The following is a 20975-nucleotide window of genomic DNA, read 5'->3' as shown; positions in this document are numbered from 1 at the left end:
AAAGCAGCAAAGCTTCGCAACTTTTTTATCAACTTCGTGACTGTAGTTGCTCTCTTATTCCTTCATATTATTGAAGTTCAATTCTCCATCCCTTCATATATTCTGCGCCGTAAGTAAGGGTATAGTTTTGAAGTAGTTTCTGTATTGTGCTTATCTGTTCTGAAATAGCTCTACTACTTGTTCTAACGACAAATACAGGATAAATATCGTTTTCCCTGTATTGGTTCATTATCAATGTCAAAGCTTGAATATCGTCACAGTTTAATGAATCCAAAGTTTCTTCCAGTGTTGATTTTTCTTCGTCAGGTCCAAATATGTCGATGTAAATCCATCTATTTCGTTCGTTGCTGATCGTCTCAGGAATTTTAAATAATCTACGATGTCTTGCAAGAACTAATGCTGGATCAATGACTTCTCTGACGCGTTCTTTCATCTCCCGTTTCTTTATATGTTGTTCACGAAATACTTTTGGTCCTTCTGGGAAGATCTTATTGAATCGTTGATAAAAATACCTGGGTGAAGAAAAACCACTCTCGATTGATATTTCTACCAGACTCTGTTCGGTCGTTAATAATTGTTTAATGGCATGCTCAATGCGTAAGTAATGGAGCAAGTTTTGCAGCGTATCGCCTATCAATAGCTTGAATTGTGATGATAAATAATCCAAATTTAAAAATTCCTCTGTATGTTTGGCGATGTCATTCAAAGATGCTTTGTTAATAAACCCACTTTGATTAAACAAATAATCATATATTCGTCCTATTCGTTGCAGCCTGGTTGCGTTCCCTTCGAACATTCTCTTCGCATCAAAATTCATAATGAGCAGGTCCAGCAAATGTTCGACTGTTAACAATGGCACTTCGCTCGAAGTTAAACTTGGAGTAATTAACGTGCATATTTCTTCAATGATTCCTTCTACTCTTTCTAAACCTAGATATGCTCCTGGGCTAAATTCATGCGCAAACCAGACATATGATAAATCCGGGTAATACCCTTTTGCAAATTCAGCATCGATATTTATTTGCAGTACCACATTGTTTTCATCGGTCTGCCATAAACGGTGAACTTGATTGATATTGAAAATTTCTATTGTACCCGCACCTAATGTTCTTTGCTCATCTGCAATGGCAACATGAATACTACCTTCCAACACAATCACCACTTCGATGGAATTATGCCATCGGAACGGCTCATCTTTAACTTTTAGAAACTGTACGTTCGCGGGAGAACGGTGGGCCAAATAACCCTTAGCACTCATCCTGTATCTTCCCCTTTCACTGCAAGTTAACTAATCATAAGTAATACACGAGCAACATAAGAAGAAATCTAAGAAATGTACCAACAACTCAAAGAAATGTGAATTGTTCACGCTGCTTCATTTTAGGAAAATGAATGATAGAACATCCATTAACTCTTATATGAAGGATTGGGGAGATATCCATGAACCAAATTGAAATCACACAGCAGCTTCATGTACAACAACATGAACAAGTTGCTCATTTATTTTACGAAGCTTTTCCATTGAAAGTTAAACATCTGTGGTTTTATGCAAAAACAAAAGAACAAGCTGTCAAGCTATTATCTCAGTCTATTCAATTTGAACAAGGTATATATGCATTAAGAAATGAAGAAGTGGTGGGATTTCTGGGATACAATATTGGGAAAAGAGCATTCACACCAGCCAATTATAGAGCTTTCCGTAACGTGTACTCCCCATTTGAAGCGACTTGGCGATTTTTATGTTATGCATTTTATTTAAAATTCCATTTGTATCAAGAAGATGTCTTGCATATTGACCCTATTGTTGTATCAGAAGAAGCTCGCGGCCATGGAATAGGCAAATTGTTACTACGTAAGGTGGAACAGCTCGCAATGAATCAACACATGACTAAGATCAATTTGGAGGTTGTTGATACGAATCCATCTGCACAAAAATTATATAAGCATTTCGGTTATAGGATCCAAAAAGAACTGAAATCCGCCCCAGTTACTGTAAAGGCTGGCTTCAAGAAAGTGATATTTATGCAAAAATGCTTAGAGGACAACAAAACAGTCTAATCAATCGCGATAACCTCTCTTGCTGCTTCGATGAAAGATAGTAGGATTGGCGAAAGCCACTTGTCTTTGTGCCATAACATCTGTGTGTACACGTGCAAGTCTGGAATTTGCCATGGGAGGACAACCAGATCTCCCCGTTTAACTTCTTCTCCCGTGGTTATCTCAGGAAGAAAAGCAATACCAATACCTGCAATGGCACATTGTTTGATGGCTTCGGCATTTTGAAATTCCAAGTATGTAATAGTATCCATGCCTTTTTGCTCAAATGAACGATCAAACATGGTTCGATAAGTACAGCCCTTTTCATTCGTCAGAAACACTTCACCGTGGAAATCCTCCAGCTGTAGTACAGTTTGATTCGCAAGTGGATGGTCTGGGGCCGCGAAAAAGCGGAATGTTTCTTCGATCAGCGGTTCCACGGCAAGTCCAGTTGAGCGAATGGATTCATCCAACATAAAGACAACATCCGCGGTTCCCTCAAAGAGCGTTTGCTTGAGTTGTTGATTGGGAACGGAACGGAAGATGAGACGAACGCCCGGATGACGCAAACGAAACAGACGAAAGACAACTGGAAGGCGATAGGAGCAGAGTACCTCGTTGGCACTTATCGTTATGGTGCCGCTCAGTTGCTCATTGTCATGAACCTCACTGCGAGCTTCCTCGAGTTGATCCAGAACGCTGTTCACATGTGTTAGAAAACGTTTACCCGCAGTAGTCAGTACCAGTTGTTTACCTAGTCGGTCAAAGAGACGAGCGCCAAGCTCATTCTCCAATGCTTTAATTTGCATCGTGACGTTTGAAGGAACATAATTCAACGCTTCCGCAGCTCGAGTGAAATTCAACGTGTATGCCACTGTGCGGAATGTCGTTAGTTGGCGCAATTCCATCATTCAATTCCCCTTTACTTTCAATAATATTGAATACTCCATTGATTTCTATTCACTTTTATTGAGAGTACCACAGGCCTATACTGACAACAAGAAATTACATTTTACTTATGTAGTTTCATCTTGAAGGGAGAGACAAAATGATGGAATATGAAATTTTTAATTTGGGTGATGTGACCTTGCAATCCGGAGTGACATTACCGAACGCTTTTCTTGCGTATAAGACATATGGAAAATTAAATGAGAAGAAAGATAATGTCATCATTTATCCAACGGCTTTTGGTGACCAGCATGTGCAGAACGAATGGTTAATTGGAAACGGCATGGCACTCGATCCGGAGAAATACTTCATTATCGTGCCGAATCTATTAGGCAACGGGTTATCTTCGTCCCCTAGTAACACGCCTCCCCCATTTGATCAGGCTAATTTTCCTCAGGTAACCATCTATGACAACGTAACATTGCAACATCGACTGGTGACCGAGAAATTCGATATTCAAAAGATTGCTCTCGTCGTATCGTGAGTTGGGATTTGATTCAGTCGCAGCATTTGTGGCCGACTTCTGGGAGGCTGTGTTTATGACGATGGATCCACACAATGTCTTGACGATGTTATGACAGGCGAACATGCAGACATTAGTGCCAACCCCTCCTATAACGGGGATTTTGATCAGGCACTCAAAAGCATTCAAGCCCTTGCCTACGTTATGCCAGGAAGCACGGATCTCTTTTGTACGGCGTAAGATAACGAATACGAGGTTAAGCTCATGCCTAATGCGGTGCTAAAAACTATCGAATCGATCTGGGGGCACTTTGCGGGTCGTGGAATCAACAGTGCGGATAATACATTTATTGATGACAACCTTAAACAATTGCTCACGCTTAGTGTAAATGGATAAACAAGTGAGGAAACCACTCTTTCATCTATAAAATGATTTCCTTTCACATGGATAAATGTGGTTTTCAAGTTGTATATGCCTCGGGAGATCTCTCATTCCATATGGATTAATATGCTTATAAAAAAACGAAGGTAACTGCCTTCGTTTTTTACTACTACCTATAACGTCAAATTAGTTTGTTATTCATGGTGTGTTTCTTAATAGCAGGTACAATGGTTGTGGCCAGAAGTTCAATATTCTTCTTAATCTGCTCCATACTGACGCCACCTGCATCGGTCTCAGCTCAATTCATGATTGGGTATGACTAGAGCCTAATCCGATTTTCTTGAGAAGATTAGTTAACTGTATTTTTTCTTCATTGGTAATATAGGAAAGATTCTTAGAGATTACCTCAACGTGTTGAGGAAAGATTTCTTTAAATAAGGCTTGACCTTGATCCGTAATGACTACATTTGATGATCGACGGTCTGTTGGACTTGGTTCCCGTTTTACTAATTCTTTCTTTTCAAGCTTATCTACTACATATGTGATACTCCCACTAGGGATAGAAAATTTTTCACTTATATTTTGAACCGTGTGTGGTCCCTTATTATAGAGGAGTTCCAAAACCATAAAGTTCTCGTTACTAATGCCGTAACTTTCTATATCTTTTGTAACATCATCAAAAACCGTTTTACTTGCTTTTATCCACACACGGAAAAGTCTTAAATCAATCTGACTTTGTTCATCTCCTTGAAACATGTAGCGAACCTCCTAATTAGATGACTGCAAGAAAAGTCACCATTGGTTATCTTGGTTTATTATATAAAGGATACGCAACTTCTGTAGGAACTTCAATGAGTACAATTCTAAGGTCTTGATCTACAGCTTTTATGATGAGTCCCTCTTCTTCCTTTGATTGAGTAATCATAAAGTCCTTATGTGAGAAATGAGTGGGTTCCCCTGTATCTAAAGCAAGAGTTCCATCCCCTCTAATCGCTAAACTTGCCAACGTACGGTTCACGGAAAGGTTATGTGTGTATACCTTCCCTTGTGGAATAAATACATCCCACATTTGGGCATCTGTCACGATTTGCATGGGAGAATCGTTTCCTAAAACTTTTTTGATCTTCACATCGTCTATATCTACTACCGAAAACTGATTAGAATTGAATTGTACATAAACAGGGGGACGTTTAACCGCTTGACTTAAATGAGGTTCAAACCAGATTTGAAATATCTCTGTTGGTTCCTTCAAAGCCTCGCCATGGTACACCCCAGAGCCTGTTTGCATCAGTTGGGTTCCCCCTTCTTCTACAACACTTTCCGTACCCAGTGTATCCTGATGATATGCCTTACCTTTAATGACATAGGTGATGATTTCGAAACCTTTATGTGGATGCAAACCGATTTCTGCAGGTTCCTGAGAGTGAGCCCAAGCCCAGTAAAATAAGGGACCTAGACGAGTAATGATGGATCCTTCTCCAGAAAAACCAATAGGTTTTTGTTCTTGTATTTTACCGCCATCGAACTGACCACTCGCTTGATCTCTAGGTTTAATAATTTGGATTCCCATTATAATCTCTCCTTAGATTAACTCACTACTCACACAAACAAAGACCCGTAATTGATTAACAATACAACTAATCCCAGCACTAATAGAATGATCGGCATGAGCATTTGTTTCAATTGATCCTTAACTTTAATGTGAGTAAGAATGGCACCGATCATCGTTACAACGATGACTAAACCACCCCAAGCAGCTAAATTCTCACTCCAAATACCTCCAATAACTAAACCTGCTGCAATGACTTCGATCAGTCCAGTAAACACTCGAAACGCTCCGGGATATCCATAATGCTTGAATCCCTCCACCATCTGCTTGGACCCAAACTTCATAAACCCAAACATTAGGAACCCTAACCCCAATATGACCTGCAGAACAATGGATAGAATACTCATAAATTCAATCTCCTCTTTACCCTAGAATTATTTATCCTACCTTTAGGATAAATAATTCTATCATTAGGCTATATGGCTGTCAATTAAAAAGTTGGAGTTATTGCAAGTTCTAATTTGCAGGCATTAAAATTACTGTGCCATCGAGGTAGTAAAAGCTGTAGCTGAGGAAATTGGAGCAAGTCGCACTGCAATTCGACTCTCTCCCGGGGTTCCTTTAGGCGATATATTTGAAGGTACAGACGGGCAACTTTTTCTACGCCCTACTACAGCGAAGCTGTTTTAGGGCATTTCCATTTATAACTCCCTCACTTTACAAGTGTTGAATTATTCACTACGCTTATAGAAGTACAAGCGGAAAGGTGAAAAGTGATGAACAACTTTGAAGAAGAACACAAACCAGACTCCAATACATCTGATGTAGAAAAAGAAATGCATGTCATCCAACAATTCCCCATTAACTTTGCGATTTTTTCCATGGCGAGATCACATCGTGGTTTAGCTGCGCACTTGTTGCGTGAAGTTGGACTATTTACTGGACAAGAAATTATGTTAATGCAATTAGGAGAACAAGACGGACAATCGCAGCAGAGTCTCGGACGGACGATGCGCTTGGACCATTCAACGGTTGCCAAATCCGTTCGGCGATTAGAAGAATCTGGCCTGGTCACTCGCTCTAAATCACCCAAAGATGGGCGCGTTACGCTAGTTACACTAACTGAAAATGGTCGACAACTCGTTGACGAGGCTGTTTCCGTTTGGACAAAAATAGAGGAAGCTGCATCACAAGATCTCTCGGAACAAGAACGTGAGCTGTTAATCTCGGTATCTCGAAAAATTTCATCCAACCTAGAGGGTTTCCTCTAGGACTTAACCCCCCCTCCAAAGGTGCATTTAACTTCTTCTACCTTCAAGGGGGTTATTCTAAACTCCATATACAAAACTTACATAAAACAACTTCATTGGGCGATACTACCTAGAAATATGTTCTTCGGTTTGGAGTTGAAGGCCAATGAAGCAATCCACATCTAATATCAATATCAATACCTAGCACCAAGATCCTTGAAATCGATAATCTCAGGCCCCTTCTAAGGCGATGGATTTATGCCTGTGATAAAGGGACTCAAGCCCTCATGTCTCTCCTATTCTGGATATGAAGTTTTGCTCATCTTCACAGCTTACATGGCAGACGTGAAGGCGAGCAATAAAGCCGCAATATATAGCATCCTTATATGCACGATTATCTATTTGATCACGATTGCTACAGTGGTAGGGAATTTATCTTTGCCGGGAATTGAGACGCGGATGTGGCCAACGTTTGACATGGTACGAAGTTTTGAAATTGAGGGTTTTCTATTTGAGCGTTATGAATCGCTGTTCATCGTATTGATGTTGCCTATATTGTACTTGTTTGCTTACTTGCCCAAAAACCTAGAGGAAACGTTAGCTTAGGGTGATCTTCTCGGAAATATGTCCATTTTTTTATTTGGCCTGTTGCCATTGTTGCTGCTCATCATTAGTTTTATTCGTAAAAAAGGCGGGAAACAAGCTTCTAATGAAGCCCTAAAGGTAGGCTAAGTGGTTAGTCCTTCTTGTAGGTGCTCAGGAGAACCTTGTCGTTCTCCTGGCTTCATGATTATACAATTAGTCTCGGCTTCAACTTGTTTCATTAGCGAAATGAAAGGATGATCCTTGAACATCAAATTTTCGTAATTTGACTTGCCGTGGCTTCATCCGTAATGAGCATATTAATATACCCTCCCCGCAAAGCAGCCAGGATGCAGTCGATTTTGTGCAGACCAAAGGCCATGCCTACCACCGTTTTAGTCTTCTTTAACTGCTCCAGTCCAAGGCCAATGACTCTATGATTAATGGGATGCTCAGTGATTGTACCTTCTCGAGTAATAAACACAGAATTAATATCTGCTACCGTGTGGAGTGCTTCTAATTCAGTTAACACTTGCTCATTCAGATAACCCGATCGTTCCATCGTTGACATGGAATACGGATTTCCGATCCCCACCAGAGCGAGATTGATATTCTCCCCCTCTTTAAGAACAGCCGAAATATTAGGCATGCCAACAATCTGCTCCCTTAACTCTTCTGTTTCCACAACGGCCGGAGCATATAACGTATCACAGGTTACGCCCATTTTGTTGGATAACTCATAGGCGATCTGATTGGAGTGCATTTCATTGCGCGAATTCCCTGTTCCACCCACCAGTGGAATGATTTTGACATTCTCTTTTTTCTCCAAAGGGAACTCTCGCACCATATGATAGAGCGTATTGCCCCATGAGACACCCACACGGTCACCGTTTTTAATCAATTTTTGGACAAATTGAGCGGCAGCCTTGCCTACAGCACTCGACAACAACTCTTTATTCAGATCCTTAGTTGGAACGACCAACACCTGTTTTAGGTTAAATAAGTCTTCCAGTTTTTTCTCCAATTTGGACGTTTCGTAATCATCATCATGAATGACAATCTCAATAATGCCCTCTTCCTTCGCACGTTGCAGCATCTTGGAGATGACTGGCCTGGATACACCTAACTTCTCCGCAATCTTCTCCTGTGTCCAGGATTCATAATAATACATCTTACAGACTCTTATCATATTTTTGCGTTCGTCTATATTCACATATAAGTCCGCCTTTGACGTTTAAATTTCCCTTCTTACACATTTCCCACTATAAAATGGGATTCGCGGCGGAGTCAAGCCAGGATAACTTTGCCAAAAGCAGTTTTACAAAAGATTGACTTTCGGTTGACACGAGAGAAACAAACCCTTTTTACAATTGTAACTGTACGGAACATTTGTAAATAATGCAGATTAAGACAGACAGAGGTGCAAAGATGAATGTGAAGATATTAGGTTACTGGGGTGGTTATCCCGCCGCTGGCGGAGCAACTGCGGGATACCTTGTAACCACAGATGAAGGGCAGATTTTGTTGGACTGTGGCAGCGGCGTTATGAGTAAACTCCCCAGCGAGACATGCGTGGAAGATCTATCCGGTGTTATTTTGTCTCACTTGCACCATGATCATATCGCCGATCTGGGAGTCCTTCAATATGCTGCAGCGGGTGCGATCCGCAATGGTCGCATGTTGAATAAACTGAAGCTGTATGCACCGGATAATCCAGTGGATATTCTGAATGGTCTATATGGTGAACATACCGAGGTCATCTCGATTGATCCTTCATCCAAAATTCAGCTTGCTGGCGCAGAAATCGAATTTGTACAGGTGCAGCATACCATTACATGCTATGCCGTTAAGATCACATATCAAGGGAAGGTGCTGGTGTATTCCGGTGATACCTCGTACTGTGATTCTCTTATCGAACTTGCTCGTGATGCAGACATCTTTCTATGTGAGGCTACCATCTGTGAAGGCAGCGTACACACAACTGGCCAAGGACATATGAATGCACTTCAGGCAGGCATGATTGCTGGTCAGGCTAACGTCAAGCAGCTCGTCCTTGTCCATCTTCCCGGAGATGGCGATCTGGAGTTCATGCGGGATGAAGCAAGTCGCTCTTTCCAAGGGCCTGTGGATATACCCGAACCACTTTGTATGTATGTTGTGTAAGTTAATCGATTCGGGAGGAATATGTTCATGTACAGATTGTTAGCCCTTGATCTGGACGGTACAATGCTCAATCCAGATAAAATAATAACACCTATGACACGAAGTTCCATTCAACAATTAATCTCAGCGGAAGTGAATGTCACGATTGCATCTGGGCGATTTCCCGCTTCCGTATGGTCACACGCTAGGGAAGTCTCCATGAATTTTCCACTGGTTGCACTAAACGGTGCCGTGACGGTAGATCCCTTGACAGGACAACTGCTTGATGGCGTTGCGTTGAAAATAGAAGATATGCTGTTCATGTTGGATGTCATCCAGCAAGAAGGAGCCTACATCCATTTCTATGGATACAATGTCCTCTATGTTCAAGAGATTAATGATATCAATAGGAACTGGGCCATCAACAATAGGGTCAACAGACCGGAATTGGATTCTTTCGAAGAACGTGATGAACTTGATGCTATAAAGGCTGATCTTATTCGCTTCGTTGAAGTCGGAAAGGATTTCAGAACCTTTGTAAACCAGATGCCAGGCATGCTGTTCAAAGCAGCCGTGATCTGTACAGACCACGACTCACGCGAAAACCTATTTCGTACCCTTGAAGAATCAGGGTTATTCCAATGTACACGAACAGGAATTTTGCGGTTTGATGTTAATTCAGCCGGAGTCAGTAAACGAGGCGCACTGGAACGTTTATGTCATGCACATCAGATCGAACGCGAACAGGTAGCTGCAGCCGGGGATTATGATAACGATCTGGACATGCTGCAATGGGCAGGATTAGGAATCGCCATGGGAAATGCAGAGCTTCATGTGAAGGAAATCGCTAATGTTGTCACTGGCAGCAACGCTGAAGATGGCGTTGCGCAGGCAATCCATACGTTCTTACTTTAATCTATCAGCTAGACACCAAAGGAGAGATTATCTGTGATTCCATTCAAAAAGTCGTTACTACTGCCCCTTTTGGCAGGCATGATTGTATTCAGCGGTTGTTCTGCACAGGGACAAGCTACGACAGATCAAGATAGTTCAGGCGCAGCTTCGAGCACAGTCTCAGGTAAGCTTTCATTCTATACATCCCAGCCAGAAGAAGATGCAGGCAAACTGGTAAAGGCGTTTAACGATAAATATCCTGATGTTCAAGTCAGCATCTTCCGTTCCGGGACCGAAGAAGTCACTGCCAAGCTTCAGGCAGAACGCCAAGCGGGTAAAACTCAGGCGGATGTACTCCTGCTGGCCGATGCAGTTACCTTTGAAAATCTGAAAAAAGATGACCTTCTACAATCGTACAAGTCCCCAGAGCTAAGTGAAATCCCGACAGATCTGGTTGATCCGGACGGTATGTACGCCGGTACGAAAGTTATGGCAACGGTACTCACTACCAACACCCAAAAAGTCACTACTCAACCAACATCTTGGCAAGTGCTGACCCTGCCGGACAGTAAGGACGCAAGTATTATGCCGAGTCCCTTATACTCGGGTGCAGCAGCATATAACATCGGTGTGTTTAGTCGAACAGATGGGTTTGGATGGGATTTTCTACAGGAAACCAAGATGAATGGCATGGCCGTAATTAAAGGAAATGGTGCCGTTATGAAAGCTGTAGCCAGCGGTGAAAAATCATATGGCGTCGTCGTGGATTACCTCGTAGCACGCGAAAAAGCGAAAGGTTCTCCAGTTGAACTGATCTATCCAGAAGAAGGCGTTCCCATCATTACAGAACCGATCGGGATTATGAAAGAAGCTACCAACGTACCGGCTTCTCAAGCCTTTGTAGATTTCATTCTCTCTGAAGAGGGCCAGAAGTTGTCTGCCGAGATCGGTTACTCCCCTATTCGTGAAGGTATTGCCCCACCTGAAGGATTGAAAGGTGTATCAGAAATGAAGATTTTGCCTGGCGATGCGGCCAAACTTGCAGCGGATCGTGAAACAGATAAACAGCAATTCATTAATGTGTTTGGCGAGTAAGGATTGGAGCTGTCTGAATGGAGAAATTGAAGAGAAACATGATCATTCTTAGGGGACAAGATAACGAGCGCAAGTCCGGTTTCTCCCTCCCCAGCCTGTTTCGTTGGAATCGATTGATCGCCCTGTTGGGTGCTATAGCTGTTCTATTATTCTTTGTGTACCCCATCCTGAAGCTGGTTCTTCTCAGCTTTCAGGGTGAGCAAGGGTTAACGTTATCACATTATAACGAATTGCTTCAGCAGGAGCGCTTCTGGTCCACATTACGCAATACTGTATATATCGTCATCGGTTCAACTGTGTTCTCACTCGTGATTGGAACTGCATTGGCCTGGGTCGTCGCCTATACGGATATACGACACAAATCAGCCCTTCATATGGGAATCATGCTTTGTTTTATTCTTCCCTCTTATGTTCTCACGTTGTCCTGGTCTTCATTTACCGGGTCACAGAGCTGGCTCGCACATCTGCTGCAATGGATTCATCCCGATCTGGCTCCTTGGAGCATGTACAGTATGGGCGGCATCGTGTTTGTGATGGGTATTCATCATTTTCCATTGGTGTATATGTTCACTTTGGATGTACTCCGCAAAATCCCGCGTGATCTGGAGTGGGCGGCCAGAGCTGGTGGTGCCAGCAGGATCGAGGTCTTCCGTCGTATTACACTGCCTCTTGCTCTTCCGGGTCTCACGGCGGGCGGATTGCTGGTTTTTCTGGCTTCGCTGGACAATTTCGGAATACCTGCCTTCCTGGGCACACCTGTGAATATTTCCGTTCTCAGTACACTTATATATGAAGAGATTATTGGATTCGGCCCTTCGGCATTTGCCCGTGGTGCATCGTTATCTGTACTACTCGGTGCTGCTGCGGTAATCGGCAGTCTGTTGCAGTGGATTCTTTTACGTAAAAGTCATGCTTCGGATACGATGCAACCCGATCTTACCCCAAGGTATAATTTGGGTCGCATGCGCAAGCCGCTGACCTTCTCCATATGGGCAGGTCTCGCACTGATTACAATTATTCCGTTGTCTTCAATGATCTCGATGTCTTTAAAAAGAGCGTTTGGTCTCGGGCTGACTCGTGCCAATATGACCCTGGACAATTATAGATATATTCTCTTCGAGAATGAGCGTGTATGGCAGGCGATCCAGAACAGCCTTGTCCTCTCTCTAGTCACGATGCTGGCTTGTCTGATTATTGGTTCAGGATTTGCTTATATACGAGTTCGGAAGCCTAATCAATTCAATAAAATGGCCGAACTGGCCACTGCTGTTCCCTATACACTACCCGGCATTGTGTTCGCACTGTCCATGATTCTGGTATGGATGGAGCCGGTTCCCGGCTGGAACCCTGGCATCTATGGCACCATGACCATTTTGTTTATTGCCTACATCTGCCGATTCCTTATTCTTCAGATCCGTTCAAGTGTCACTTCATTCATGCAGTTGGATGCATCCATGGAAGAAGCCGCACGGATATCCGGAGCCGGTTTCTGGCGTAAATGGACTGCTGTTCTGCTGCCCTTACTGCTGCCGGGTATTCTGACCGGAGGTATGTTGGTCTTCCTGACTGCCCTGACCGAGCTTACTGTATCGGCATTGTTATATTCATCAGGTTCACAGACCATTGGTGTTACCATATTTAGTTTTGAACAGGCAGGAGATACCCTCTATTCAACTGCATTGTCCAGTCTGATTGTCGCACTTATTGCGGCAGGCGGCGTAATTTTGCTCATCGCTCAACGCTGGGCAACTCGTAAGGGAGTGAAGTCATGAGTATCCAGATTCAACAGGTTAGCAAATCTTTCGGAAGTTACCAGGCTCTTCATTCCATTGATTTAACGATTAAGGATGGCGAATTCGTCGCGATCCTTGGACCGTCAGGCTGTGGAAAAACCACATTGCTGCGTATTCTTGCCGGATTTGAGCAGCCAAGCAGCGGTAATGTTCTGATGGATGGCAAGGTAGTTGCAGGTTCAGGGACATTGCTACCTCCGGAGAAACGCAGAATCGGCATGGTGTTCCAGTCCTTCGCACTGTGGCCGCATATGAATGTTTCCGAACATGTCCGTTTTCCCATCCGAACACATAAATCAACACCTCCTCATATTAAAAATAACGAGCAGAACCGCATTCAGGAAGTCCTGAATATGTCGGGACTGTCCCATCTGGCCGAACGTATGCCGCATGAGTTATCCGGAGGACAAAAACAACGCGTCGCTATTGCACGCGCCATCGCTCCCCAGCCCTCATTGCTGCTGATGGATGAACCCCTCAGCAGTTTGGATGCCATGCTTCGCATGGACATGCGGCGTGAGATTCAACAAGTACATCGGAATACGAAATCAGCCGTAGTTTATGTTACTCATGATCAGGGCGAAGCCCTTGCCATGGCTGACCGAATTATCGTGATGAAGGATGGTCGGATTGAACAGGCTGGAACGCCGCAGGAGATTTATTTGCGGCCAGAGACCGAATTCGTGGCGAGGTTTGTATCGAAGTCGAATTTGGTCAAGGGACACTGGGATGCAGATATGTTCATCCCTGAAGGCGGTACAAATATTGCTTGGCCTGGCAAGCATGTTGCGAACTATTTTAAATCCAACGGGTTGTACCCCGTTAGACCCGATGAGTTCCATTTACAACCTTCCAGTGAAGTCGGCATATTGGGCGAGATCGCCAATGTTCAGTTTCAAGGGAAAGAATTTCACTATGATATTCGTAGTGATACGAAACGTTGGGAAGTCATCTCCCCTCTTCCTTTCGCCCTGAATGAACAAGTCAGTCTGAGTCTTTCTTCCATCGGCAGTGAAGGAGTGTGACGTTATGACTCAAAGCCCAAAACTGATTTTCTTTGACATTGATGGTACGCTGCTCGACCGCCATAATCGAATTCCCGCTTCCGCGAAACAAGCCGTTCTTGCGTTAAAGCAAGCCGGACATGTGGTCGCTTTAGCTTCAGGGCGATCTCCTTTTATGTTGGAACAGGTTCGGCTTGAACTGGAGCTGGAGTCTTATGTTAGTTTCAATGGACAATATGTGATGCATCAAGGAGAACTCATTCACAGTAATCCCATCCGTTCGGAAGCTTTGAAGCAATTGTCTGCATTCGCTGAGTTGTCGGAACATCCACTCGTTTATCTGGATCATTCACAGATGAGCTGCAGTCAAGAATATCATCCGCATGTAGACCTTTGTCTAACTTCGCTTGGTGTCACGTATCCTGGGTTTAGCAAAAGCTTTTGTACAAATAAACTCATCTATCAGACGATGTTATTCTGCTCCTCAGATGAGGAAACGGTATACCGTGAAAGGTTTCGTGATCTCCACTTTGTACGCTGGCATCCGTTGTCCATGGACGTTCTACCCGCCGGAGGCTCCAAAGCCGAAGGGGTTTCCCGACTCGCAGACCGCTTGGGATTCTCCCCTGAACAGGTGTATGCTTTTGGCGATAACTTCAATGATCTGGAGATGTTCCGTTATGCAGGCTGCAGCATTGCCATGGGCAACGCCCCTCATTCACTTCAACTACTGGCATCTCATGTTACAGCAAGTGCAGAGCAGGATGGGATCTGGCATGGTCTGAAATGGGCTGGATTGTTGTAAAAAAACAAGCAGCAGTACTCTACTCTCTGTGGCAAAAATATGAGTACACAAAGACCTCCTCTATAAACATAGGGAGGTTTTTTTATTTGTATGTTGACACCTTTCATGTTCCTTATAAAATACATCGTATAGGCCAGGCGGTATAAAAGGTGAAAAAGCAAAAAAAGCCGCTTAAATAGCGACTTTTAATGGGATTAGTTCTTCTTCATTATTTATTGAAAGTAACCTTCTCTGAACCACCCTCAAAGATGATGGACGTGTCCCGCGGCTTGGATTCCGCAATTTTACGACCGCCTCTGTAGGAATAAAGTACGCCGGCTTGTTTGCGAACAGCCTCATATTCATTCTCTGCTTCAAGTACGATGAAGTTAGCAGGTTTACCTTCTTTAATGCCGTATACATCCTCAATGTGTAACGTTCTTGCGCTGTTTTTCGTAATGAGGTCAATTGAATTCACGATCTGGTCGTAACCAAGCAACTGCGAAGCATGAATCCCCATGTGCAGTACTTGCAGCATGTTGCCTGTACCGAGCGGATACCAAGGATCGAAGATGTCATCGTGACCAAAGCACACATTCAGACCTGCTTCCTGCAACTCTTTGACACGCGTCAGCCCTCTTCTTTTCGGATATGTGTCGAATCGTCCTTGCAGGTGAATGTTGACCAATGGATTAGAGACAAAGTTCAAATCAGCCATCTTCAGCAAACGGAATAACTTGTACGTATAAGCGTCATTATAGGACCCCATCGCGGTTGTATGACTTGCCGTTGTGCGTGAACCCAGTCCACGTTCGTAAGCTTCCTTGGCAACAACTTCAACAAAACGGGATTGCTCGTCATCGATTTCATCACAATGGATATCGATCAGACGGTCGTATTTTTCAGCCAGATCAAACGCAACTTTCATTGAATCAACGCCGTATTCCCGTGTGAATTCGAAGTGTGGAATGCCGCCGACCACGTCAACGCCCATTTTCAGTGACTCTTCCAGTAATTCTGCCCCGTTTGGATAAGAGTGAATGCCTTCCTGTGGAAAAGCAACAAGCTGGATGTCCATATATGGAGCCATCTCTTCTTTCACTTCAAGCATTGCTTTAACAGCAATCAAGCTTGGATCGGTAACGTCCACATGTGTTCGTACATGCTGGATGCCCTGTGCCAATTGCCACTTGAGTGCCGTTTTGGAGCGTGTTTTCACATCCTCATGTGTCAAGAAAGCCTTGCGCTCTGACCAGCGCTGGATGCCTTCAAACAGCGTTCCGCTTAGATTCCATTCTGGCTCGCCTGCGGTTAGCGTTGTATCGAGATGAATATGTGGCTCAATGAAAGGTGGCAGCACAAGTGATCCGTTGACATCCAGGATTTCCTCGTTTTCGGTCACTTCCAACGATTGTGTGATTCGTTCGAACTTGCCTTCTTTTACAACGATATTCCATAGTCCTTCTTTACCCCGCAATTTTGCGTTCTGTATAATCATTTATTTTCCCCATTTCTTTAGTTTCTTTGGCAGGAACAATCAGCATCAAGACGATATAGGCCACTGCTGTACCAAGCAGTGCGTTCAATGGTGTTACGCCAGGAGCCAGTTGGGCGAATGCCACGCCGATGGCCCAAGCCACCATCGCTACCCAGTTTACATTTTTGAATGACATGTCGGCAAATGGCTTATAGTTTCTACGTTTCACAATGAAGTAATCTGCGATAATAATAGCCCCGATGGACGGTACCGCCGCGCCCAGTACGTTCAGGAAACTGACGAAGTTGTTGTACATCCACATGGCGAATACGGTACCCACGATGCCGTTAACGATGACGAAGAATTTCTTTGAAATTTTGGTGATGTTCGCAAAACCAAGACCCGAAGCGTACAGTGCATTATCATTCGTTGTCCAGATATTCAGGCCCAGAACAATAATTGCCGGGATCATTAACCCTTGCAGGAACATGACCTCTGAGATATCGGCCAGGTTATAGGCCATCGCACCAACTGCACCGAACAGAAACATGAGTGAGTTACCCAGGAAGAATGCAATCACTGTTGCGGTAACTGCCTGTTTCGATGTCCGGGAAAACCGCGCAAAATCAGGTGTCAGTGTTCCGCCGCTTATAAATGATCCGATACAGATCGTTAATGCTGCCGCCGTGGTAAGCGACTGAGTCGGCGTGTATTCAAGCAACCCTTGCAGACCACCCAGCGAACCTGCCCCTTCGAACATGGAGTAACCACCGAGAATGGCAATCGCAGGAACCGCGATATATCCGAGAATGACAAGTGACTTCATGCCGAAGATGGCTGATGCTGTCATGGCAAGTCCGAACACGATGATGAGCAGGTACACGTTCCAGTCCATGGCTTTGGCAACCGGGATTGCGAACATGGCCACACCAACACCGAACCATCCAACCTGAGTGAAGCCTAACAGGAACGAGGGCAGATACGACCCTTTCGCACCGAACGCATATTTAGCGAGCAAATGCGTGGACAGGCCCGTTTTGGCAGCGATATGTGCCAGTGCCCCTGTATAGATACCGAGCACCAAATTGCCTGCAAGTACGATGCCAATGAACTCCATGAACGTCAAGCTGACGCCCAATGTGCCTCCTGCCAGCATGCTTGCAGAGAAAAATGTGAAACCGAGCATGACGGATAACGTCTTCCAAAATTGGTTTCTTTGCGCTTTCGGCACGGCTTGCCATGAAAATTCTTGATCTTGTTTGCTCATCAGAATACCCCCAACATAAAGTGTATCTGATACCAAAAAAAGCAGAAAAAAAAGGCTACTCGTCAAGTTATACACTGACAAGTAGCCTCTTTTTGCATCATAACCCGCGCGAAGACACAGAGCATCCTATTACGGGATATGCCCTGATTCTCGCGTGATTATGAAATCCGCTGCCCTTGCCAGCCTCTCTGGACTGAATTAAAGGTACCAGTATTCAATTACATCCTATTATTTTGGAAAAACCTGCAGTTGTCAATGTCATTATTATCCAAAGGTTATTAATCCCTTATACAGCAAGCTATTTTTTTGATCATTCCTCCTTAACCAGTGGCTGAAACAAGTTAATAATAATGTCGAGTTTACGATATGTGTTCAACAACTTCTGGTAATACTCTTTCGTATTCCTTATACAAGACATAACGATTAACACCTCTGGAAGAGTTAAGTGCTTCATGAGCGTGCTGAATAGCGATATCGCGGTTTTCTGCTTTGAGTTCAATACCCGCGAGCAATGTTGATCGCATCCACTGTTTTTTTATAGATTGAAGTCTTTCGCGTGCCTCATCACTATTCCCGTCTTCCAAGAGTAAAGTGGTTTCGTAATATGTACGGTAGTCCGATAAGCCGATATGAGGTACAGCTTGTCGAATGGCAAACATATCCTTACGATATAATCCGTAAGCTGCCTTGAACTGTGCTTGTGTTGTTCTTCGCTTATATTTCTGCATAATTTGCTCCATAACTAGTTCTACCTCATCATCAAGTCTGTTTGCAAGAACATAAATAATGTATGTCCCAGGTGTATTTTGCTGCTTGGATAAAAAGGACTCTAAACGATCTATACGCTTATCAAATACTAAAGGATAAAAAACATGCTTAATAAATGCGATAAGAATGGTAACGACTACAACCCCCACAATCAGAAATAGAGGATATTCGTTTATTTGCATAAACAAGACAAACATCAATACAACCAAATAAAACCCGAATTCCCACCAAGAGTACCTCATATGAATCTCCTTCTAATAGAAAAATAACCAGCAAGTCTATATTATATCAAATTTAATTCGCCTTTTTGTATAATGTTAGGAAACAAAAACCACGAAGAATATTCTATCTGTCGCAAAATCAAGCCTGACTAGATTTACTGATACAACAAAAAAGCCGCTATATTAGCGACTTTCAGTTGAAATAATTGAATTTATTGTTGTGCACTTAATAGTTCTTCAAAAGATTTAATATTCGTGTCAAAATCAGGAACGATTTGAGTTTCTTCAGCAGATTTGACCAGTTGTACAACTAAATCATTATAAGGTGTCGCAATTCCAGTACCTTTTGCTCTGCTTGAAACAACCCCGTTAATATAATCAATCTCCGTTTTGCGGTTCTTCTCCAGATCTTGAAGCATACTTGCTTTGAGCAGTCTGGAGGGCTCCATTACGTAACGTAAGGTTTTTACCCGTTCAGGGATATCTTCTTCGCTGTTCAGTTCGAGTGAAGCGATATCGAATCCATTCATTTTAACCAATGTGATCCCATTGGCGTGAGCCACTTTAATTGTCTCGTCCGCAATATGAGCTGCGCTCACAATGCCGGCTTCATGATCCATAATGTCTCCATATTCCCCATTCAATGCAGCGGATAGACCACTGAATGCGTTATTGATCAGCAATTTGGACCATTTGGTTCCAACCAGGTTATCGGAAATATGTGTTCCACCCACTAGATCCAACACCGACTTCACGCGCTGAATTCGTTCGGTGATTTCACCATTTAATTCACCAATCTGAAAAGCATATTGCTTAAATTGAGTGTACTCGGTGGTCAGGCTCGACACACCCGGTTCAATGAACGTAGCGCCAAACTCAACGGAGCCAGCAATAACACGTTTTTCACCCACGATGGATGCCACTTTTTCTTCCGGAATTCCGTTTTGCAAAGAACACACTATACTGTCCTCTTTCAAGAAAGGAAGTAATTCCTGAAGGATAGAATCGTTGTAGAGTTGTTTCGTTAAAAGTAAAACGAGGTCATATTGTCCTGATTTTTGATCAGGAGTAATTGCTTTTACTTTGGCCTGAAACTCTGTGGTACCCGTCACTTTAGCACCCGTCTGATTTAAAGCATCTACATGTTCTTGATATGCGTCGATTAACTCTACGTCGAGTCCCCCATCCGCAAGGTATGCACCTACGATGGTTCCCAAAGATCCTGCTCCTACAATTGCAATTCTCATTTTATTTTCCCTCCTTATTTCTCTTCCAGGTAGTTATATACAGGTTGTGCTGCGTTTAAGGTTAGGTTGGTAAGGATATGAGAAGCGGACACAACTTCCAACACAGGCAGATCTGCAAGAGGTGCCAACGCATGTTCGAACAGTTGAAGGCGGGCAGGTCCTGTCCAGGCCTCTTTCACTTCGATATCCGTAATTTGAGTGCGGATTAGATCACATACTCTTAAATTCCCTGTATAGTCGGTAGCCATCTTAATCATAAAATTAGGTCGGCATATTTCACGTTTGGCGAACTCCTTATCCATCTCCACGTGTTTATAGCCCATCGTAGCCGTGGCTACACGCAGCGTTCCATAATCAAGTGTGCCGACAAGTGTATCTGAATCGGTATACAACTTGGGCGCACCCAGTTTTTTCGGATAGGCGGTGAGCTCTCGACCACTCGCTATCGCGGGGAAATTGTCTACGTACATCGAATGCACATAATCGCCTTCCTCCCCATTGAATTGCACAGGGATAACTTGTCCAGCTTCTGTATAAGCACCCAGCCCAGAAACATCTGGCATCCACATCACTTCGAATTTAACCAAAGGTTCCGTAATTTCCAGTGGTTCTGGTACGGCTGCCCGTAACGCTTTTTCATCGGTTCGATAAATAATATTCAAGTATTCACGATTAACGAATTTGTACGGTGGCATAGGATATGCCGGGGCCGTTAGGGGTGTATTCAGATTTTTAGCTATGTTATTCACATCGATTTTCATCAAAGACACCTACCTTATGTTTTGGTTCTATATAAGTTGAACTAAAGATTATTTACACTGACACTACGATGACAGAACAACCTTCCAATCGCTGTTATCCCCAGATTTTTCGATTCCCTTTCTAAAGGGGAAAATCCGGTGATAAACGCGAACGCTTCGCTTTTTCAGGTTTTTTCTGTCCTCTCCGTTATTGTGTAAATGAGTAGTTCAACTTATATAGTCAGGTTTTTGGTATTTAAAATTTGATTTGTATCTCACAAAAAAATTCTACATCAATATTTAAATTTAATATAATACATAATAAGTACTATA

The 20975-nt window shown here is 43.4% G+C and carries 20 protein-coding genes and 1 pseudogene; 10 read left to right on the top strand and 11 right to left on the bottom strand.

From position 1 onward, the window contains the following. Positions 1 to 67 precede the first annotated feature (67 nt). Positions 68 to 1258, bottom strand: a complete 1191-nt coding sequence (locus tag WFI24_RS00355) for a helix-turn-helix transcriptional regulator (RefSeq protein ID WP_336757901.1) — start codon at positions 1256 to 1258, stop codon at positions 68 to 70. A gap of 182 nt (positions 1259 to 1440) precedes the next feature. Here WFI24_RS00355 and WFI24_RS00350 point away from each other — a divergent pair, with 182 nt between their 5' ends. Continuing rightward, positions 1441 to 2058, top strand: coding sequence for a GNAT family N-acetyltransferase (locus tag WFI24_RS00350; RefSeq protein ID WP_336757900.1), 618 nt, complete (start codon positions 1441 to 1443; stop codon positions 2056 to 2058). Here WFI24_RS00350 and WFI24_RS00345 read toward each other — a convergent pair. Beyond that, positions 2055 to 2945, bottom strand: coding sequence for a LysR family transcriptional regulator (locus WFI24_RS00345; protein WP_336758741.1), 891 nt, complete (start codon positions 2943 to 2945; stop codon positions 2055 to 2057). The two genes, WFI24_RS00350 and WFI24_RS00345, sit on opposite strands and share 4 nt — an antisense overlap. A 143-nt stretch (positions 2946 to 3088) precedes the next feature. Here WFI24_RS00345 and WFI24_RS00340 point away from each other — a divergent pair. Next, a pseudogene (locus tag WFI24_RS00340) lies at positions 3089 to 3844 on the top strand (hypothetical protein). Between the two features lie 288 nt (positions 3845 to 4132). On the opposite strand, the gene WFI24_RS00335 reads toward WFI24_RS00340, so the two are convergent. Genes WFI24_RS00335 through WFI24_RS00325 form a run of 3 tightly spaced genes read right to left on the bottom strand, consistent with a single transcriptional unit; the run spans position 4133 to position 5785 of the window. Continuing rightward, positions 4133 to 4585, bottom strand: a complete 453-nt coding sequence (locus WFI24_RS00335; RefSeq protein WP_336757898.1) for a MarR family winged helix-turn-helix transcriptional regulator — start codon at positions 4583 to 4585, stop codon at positions 4133 to 4135. A gap of 46 nt (positions 4586 to 4631) precedes the next feature. Next, the gene (locus tag WFI24_RS00330; protein WP_336757896.1) at positions 4632 to 5399 is read right to left on the bottom strand and encodes a pirin family protein; all 768 of its coding nucleotides are present in this window, start codon (positions 5397 to 5399) and stop codon (positions 4632 to 4634) included. A 29-nt stretch (positions 5400 to 5428) separates the two neighbouring features. Beyond that, positions 5429 to 5785 carry a DoxX family protein gene (locus WFI24_RS00325; RefSeq protein ID WP_145326089.1) on the bottom strand — a complete coding sequence of 119 codons (357 nt, stop codon included), beginning with the start codon at positions 5783 to 5785 and terminating at the stop codon, positions 5429 to 5431. A 369-nt stretch (positions 5786 to 6154) separates the two neighbouring features. On the opposite strand from WFI24_RS00325, the gene WFI24_RS00320 reads away from it, so the two are divergent. Both WFI24_RS00320 and WFI24_RS00315 read left to right on the top strand, forming a co-directional pair. Beyond that, positions 6155 to 6649: a MarR family winged helix-turn-helix transcriptional regulator gene (locus WFI24_RS00320; RefSeq protein ID WP_336757895.1), complete on the top strand. Its 495-nt coding sequence runs from the start codon at positions 6155 to 6157 to the stop codon at positions 6647 to 6649. A gap of 237 nt (positions 6650 to 6886) precedes the next feature. Next, positions 6887 to 7234, top strand: a complete 348-nt coding sequence (locus WFI24_RS00315; RefSeq protein ID WP_336757893.1) for a GerAB/ArcD/ProY family transporter — start codon at positions 6887 to 6889, stop codon at positions 7232 to 7234. A 247-nt stretch (positions 7235 to 7481) separates the two neighbouring features. On the opposite strand, the gene WFI24_RS00310 is transcribed toward WFI24_RS00315, so the two are convergent. Next, positions 7482 to 8381, bottom strand: a complete 900-nt coding sequence (locus WFI24_RS00310; protein WP_336757891.1) for a sugar-binding transcriptional regulator — start codon at positions 8379 to 8381, stop codon at positions 7482 to 7484. A 257-nt stretch (positions 8382 to 8638) separates the two neighbouring features. Here WFI24_RS00310 and WFI24_RS00305 point away from each other — a divergent pair, with 257 nt between their 5' ends. The 6 genes from WFI24_RS00305 to WFI24_RS00280 all read left to right on the top strand — a co-directional run bounded on the left by WFI24_RS00305 (position 8639) and on the right by WFI24_RS00280 (position 14943). Beyond that, on the top strand, positions 8639 to 9373 hold the full coding sequence (locus tag WFI24_RS00305) for an MBL fold metallo-hydrolase (protein ID WP_336757890.1): 735 nt from the start codon (positions 8639 to 8641) through the stop codon (positions 9371 to 9373). 27 nt (positions 9374 to 9400) lie between these two features. After that, positions 9401 to 10267, top strand: a complete 867-nt coding sequence (locus tag WFI24_RS00300; protein ID WP_336757889.1) for a Cof-type HAD-IIB family hydrolase — start codon at positions 9401 to 9403, stop codon at positions 10265 to 10267. Positions 10268 to 10345: 78 nt separating this feature from the next. Next, positions 10346 to 11341: an ABC transporter substrate-binding protein gene (locus tag WFI24_RS00295; protein WP_442956185.1), complete on the top strand. Its 996-nt coding sequence runs from the start codon at positions 10346 to 10348 to the stop codon at positions 11339 to 11341. Positions 11342 to 11358: 17 nt separating this feature from the next. Then, positions 11359 to 13113, top strand: coding sequence for an ABC transporter permease (locus WFI24_RS00290; protein ID WP_336757886.1), 1755 nt, complete (start codon positions 11359 to 11361; stop codon positions 13111 to 13113). Further along, positions 13110 to 14159 carry an ABC transporter ATP-binding protein gene (locus WFI24_RS00285; RefSeq protein ID WP_336757884.1) on the top strand — a complete coding sequence of 350 codons (1050 nt, stop codon included), beginning with the start codon at positions 13110 to 13112 and terminating at the stop codon, positions 14157 to 14159. The genes WFI24_RS00290 and WFI24_RS00285 overlap by 4 nt, the downstream gene beginning before the upstream one ends. A gap of 4 nt (positions 14160 to 14163) precedes the next feature. Further along, positions 14164 to 14943: a Cof-type HAD-IIB family hydrolase gene (locus WFI24_RS00280; RefSeq protein ID WP_336757882.1), complete on the top strand. Its 780-nt coding sequence runs from the start codon at positions 14164 to 14166 to the stop codon at positions 14941 to 14943. Positions 14944 to 15151: 208 nt separating this feature from the next. Here WFI24_RS00280 and WFI24_RS00275 read toward each other — a convergent pair whose 3' ends face one another. The 5 genes from WFI24_RS00275 to WFI24_RS00255 all read right to left on the bottom strand — a co-directional run bounded on the left by WFI24_RS00275 (position 15152) and on the right by WFI24_RS00255 (position 20663). After that, positions 15152 to 16420 carry a cytosine deaminase gene (locus WFI24_RS00275; RefSeq protein WP_336757881.1) on the bottom strand — a complete coding sequence of 423 codons (1269 nt, stop codon included), beginning with the start codon at positions 16418 to 16420 and terminating at the stop codon, positions 15152 to 15154. Next, positions 16389 to 17666 (bottom strand): cytosine permease, encoded by a 1278-nt coding sequence (codB, locus tag WFI24_RS00270; RefSeq protein ID WP_336757880.1) that lies wholly within the window; start codon positions 17664 to 17666, stop codon positions 16389 to 16391. The genes WFI24_RS00275 and codB overlap by 32 nt, the downstream gene beginning before the upstream one ends. A gap of 359 nt (positions 17667 to 18025) precedes the next feature. Beyond that, entirely contained in the window at positions 18026 to 18676 is a 651-nt protein-coding gene (locus tag WFI24_RS00265) for a hypothetical protein (protein ID WP_336757879.1), read from the bottom strand. A 191-nt stretch (positions 18677 to 18867) separates the two neighbouring features. Further along, a complete protein-coding gene (locus tag WFI24_RS00260; RefSeq protein WP_336757877.1) occupies positions 18868 to 19902 on the bottom strand; it encodes a ketopantoate reductase family protein in 1035 nt (344 codons plus the stop codon). 14 nt (positions 19903 to 19916) lie between these two features. Further along, positions 19917 to 20663: an acetoacetate decarboxylase gene (locus WFI24_RS00255; RefSeq protein WP_336757876.1), complete on the bottom strand. Its 747-nt coding sequence runs from the start codon at positions 20661 to 20663 to the stop codon at positions 19917 to 19919. Positions 20664 to 20975: the final 312 nt, after the last annotated feature.

It is taken from the genome of Paenibacillus sp. USHLN196 (assembly GCF_037144955.1).
GTDB lineage: Bacteria > Bacillota > Bacilli > Paenibacillales > Paenibacillaceae > Paenibacillus > Paenibacillus xylanexedens_C.
This window is presented reverse-complemented; position numbering and strand designations above follow the sequence as displayed.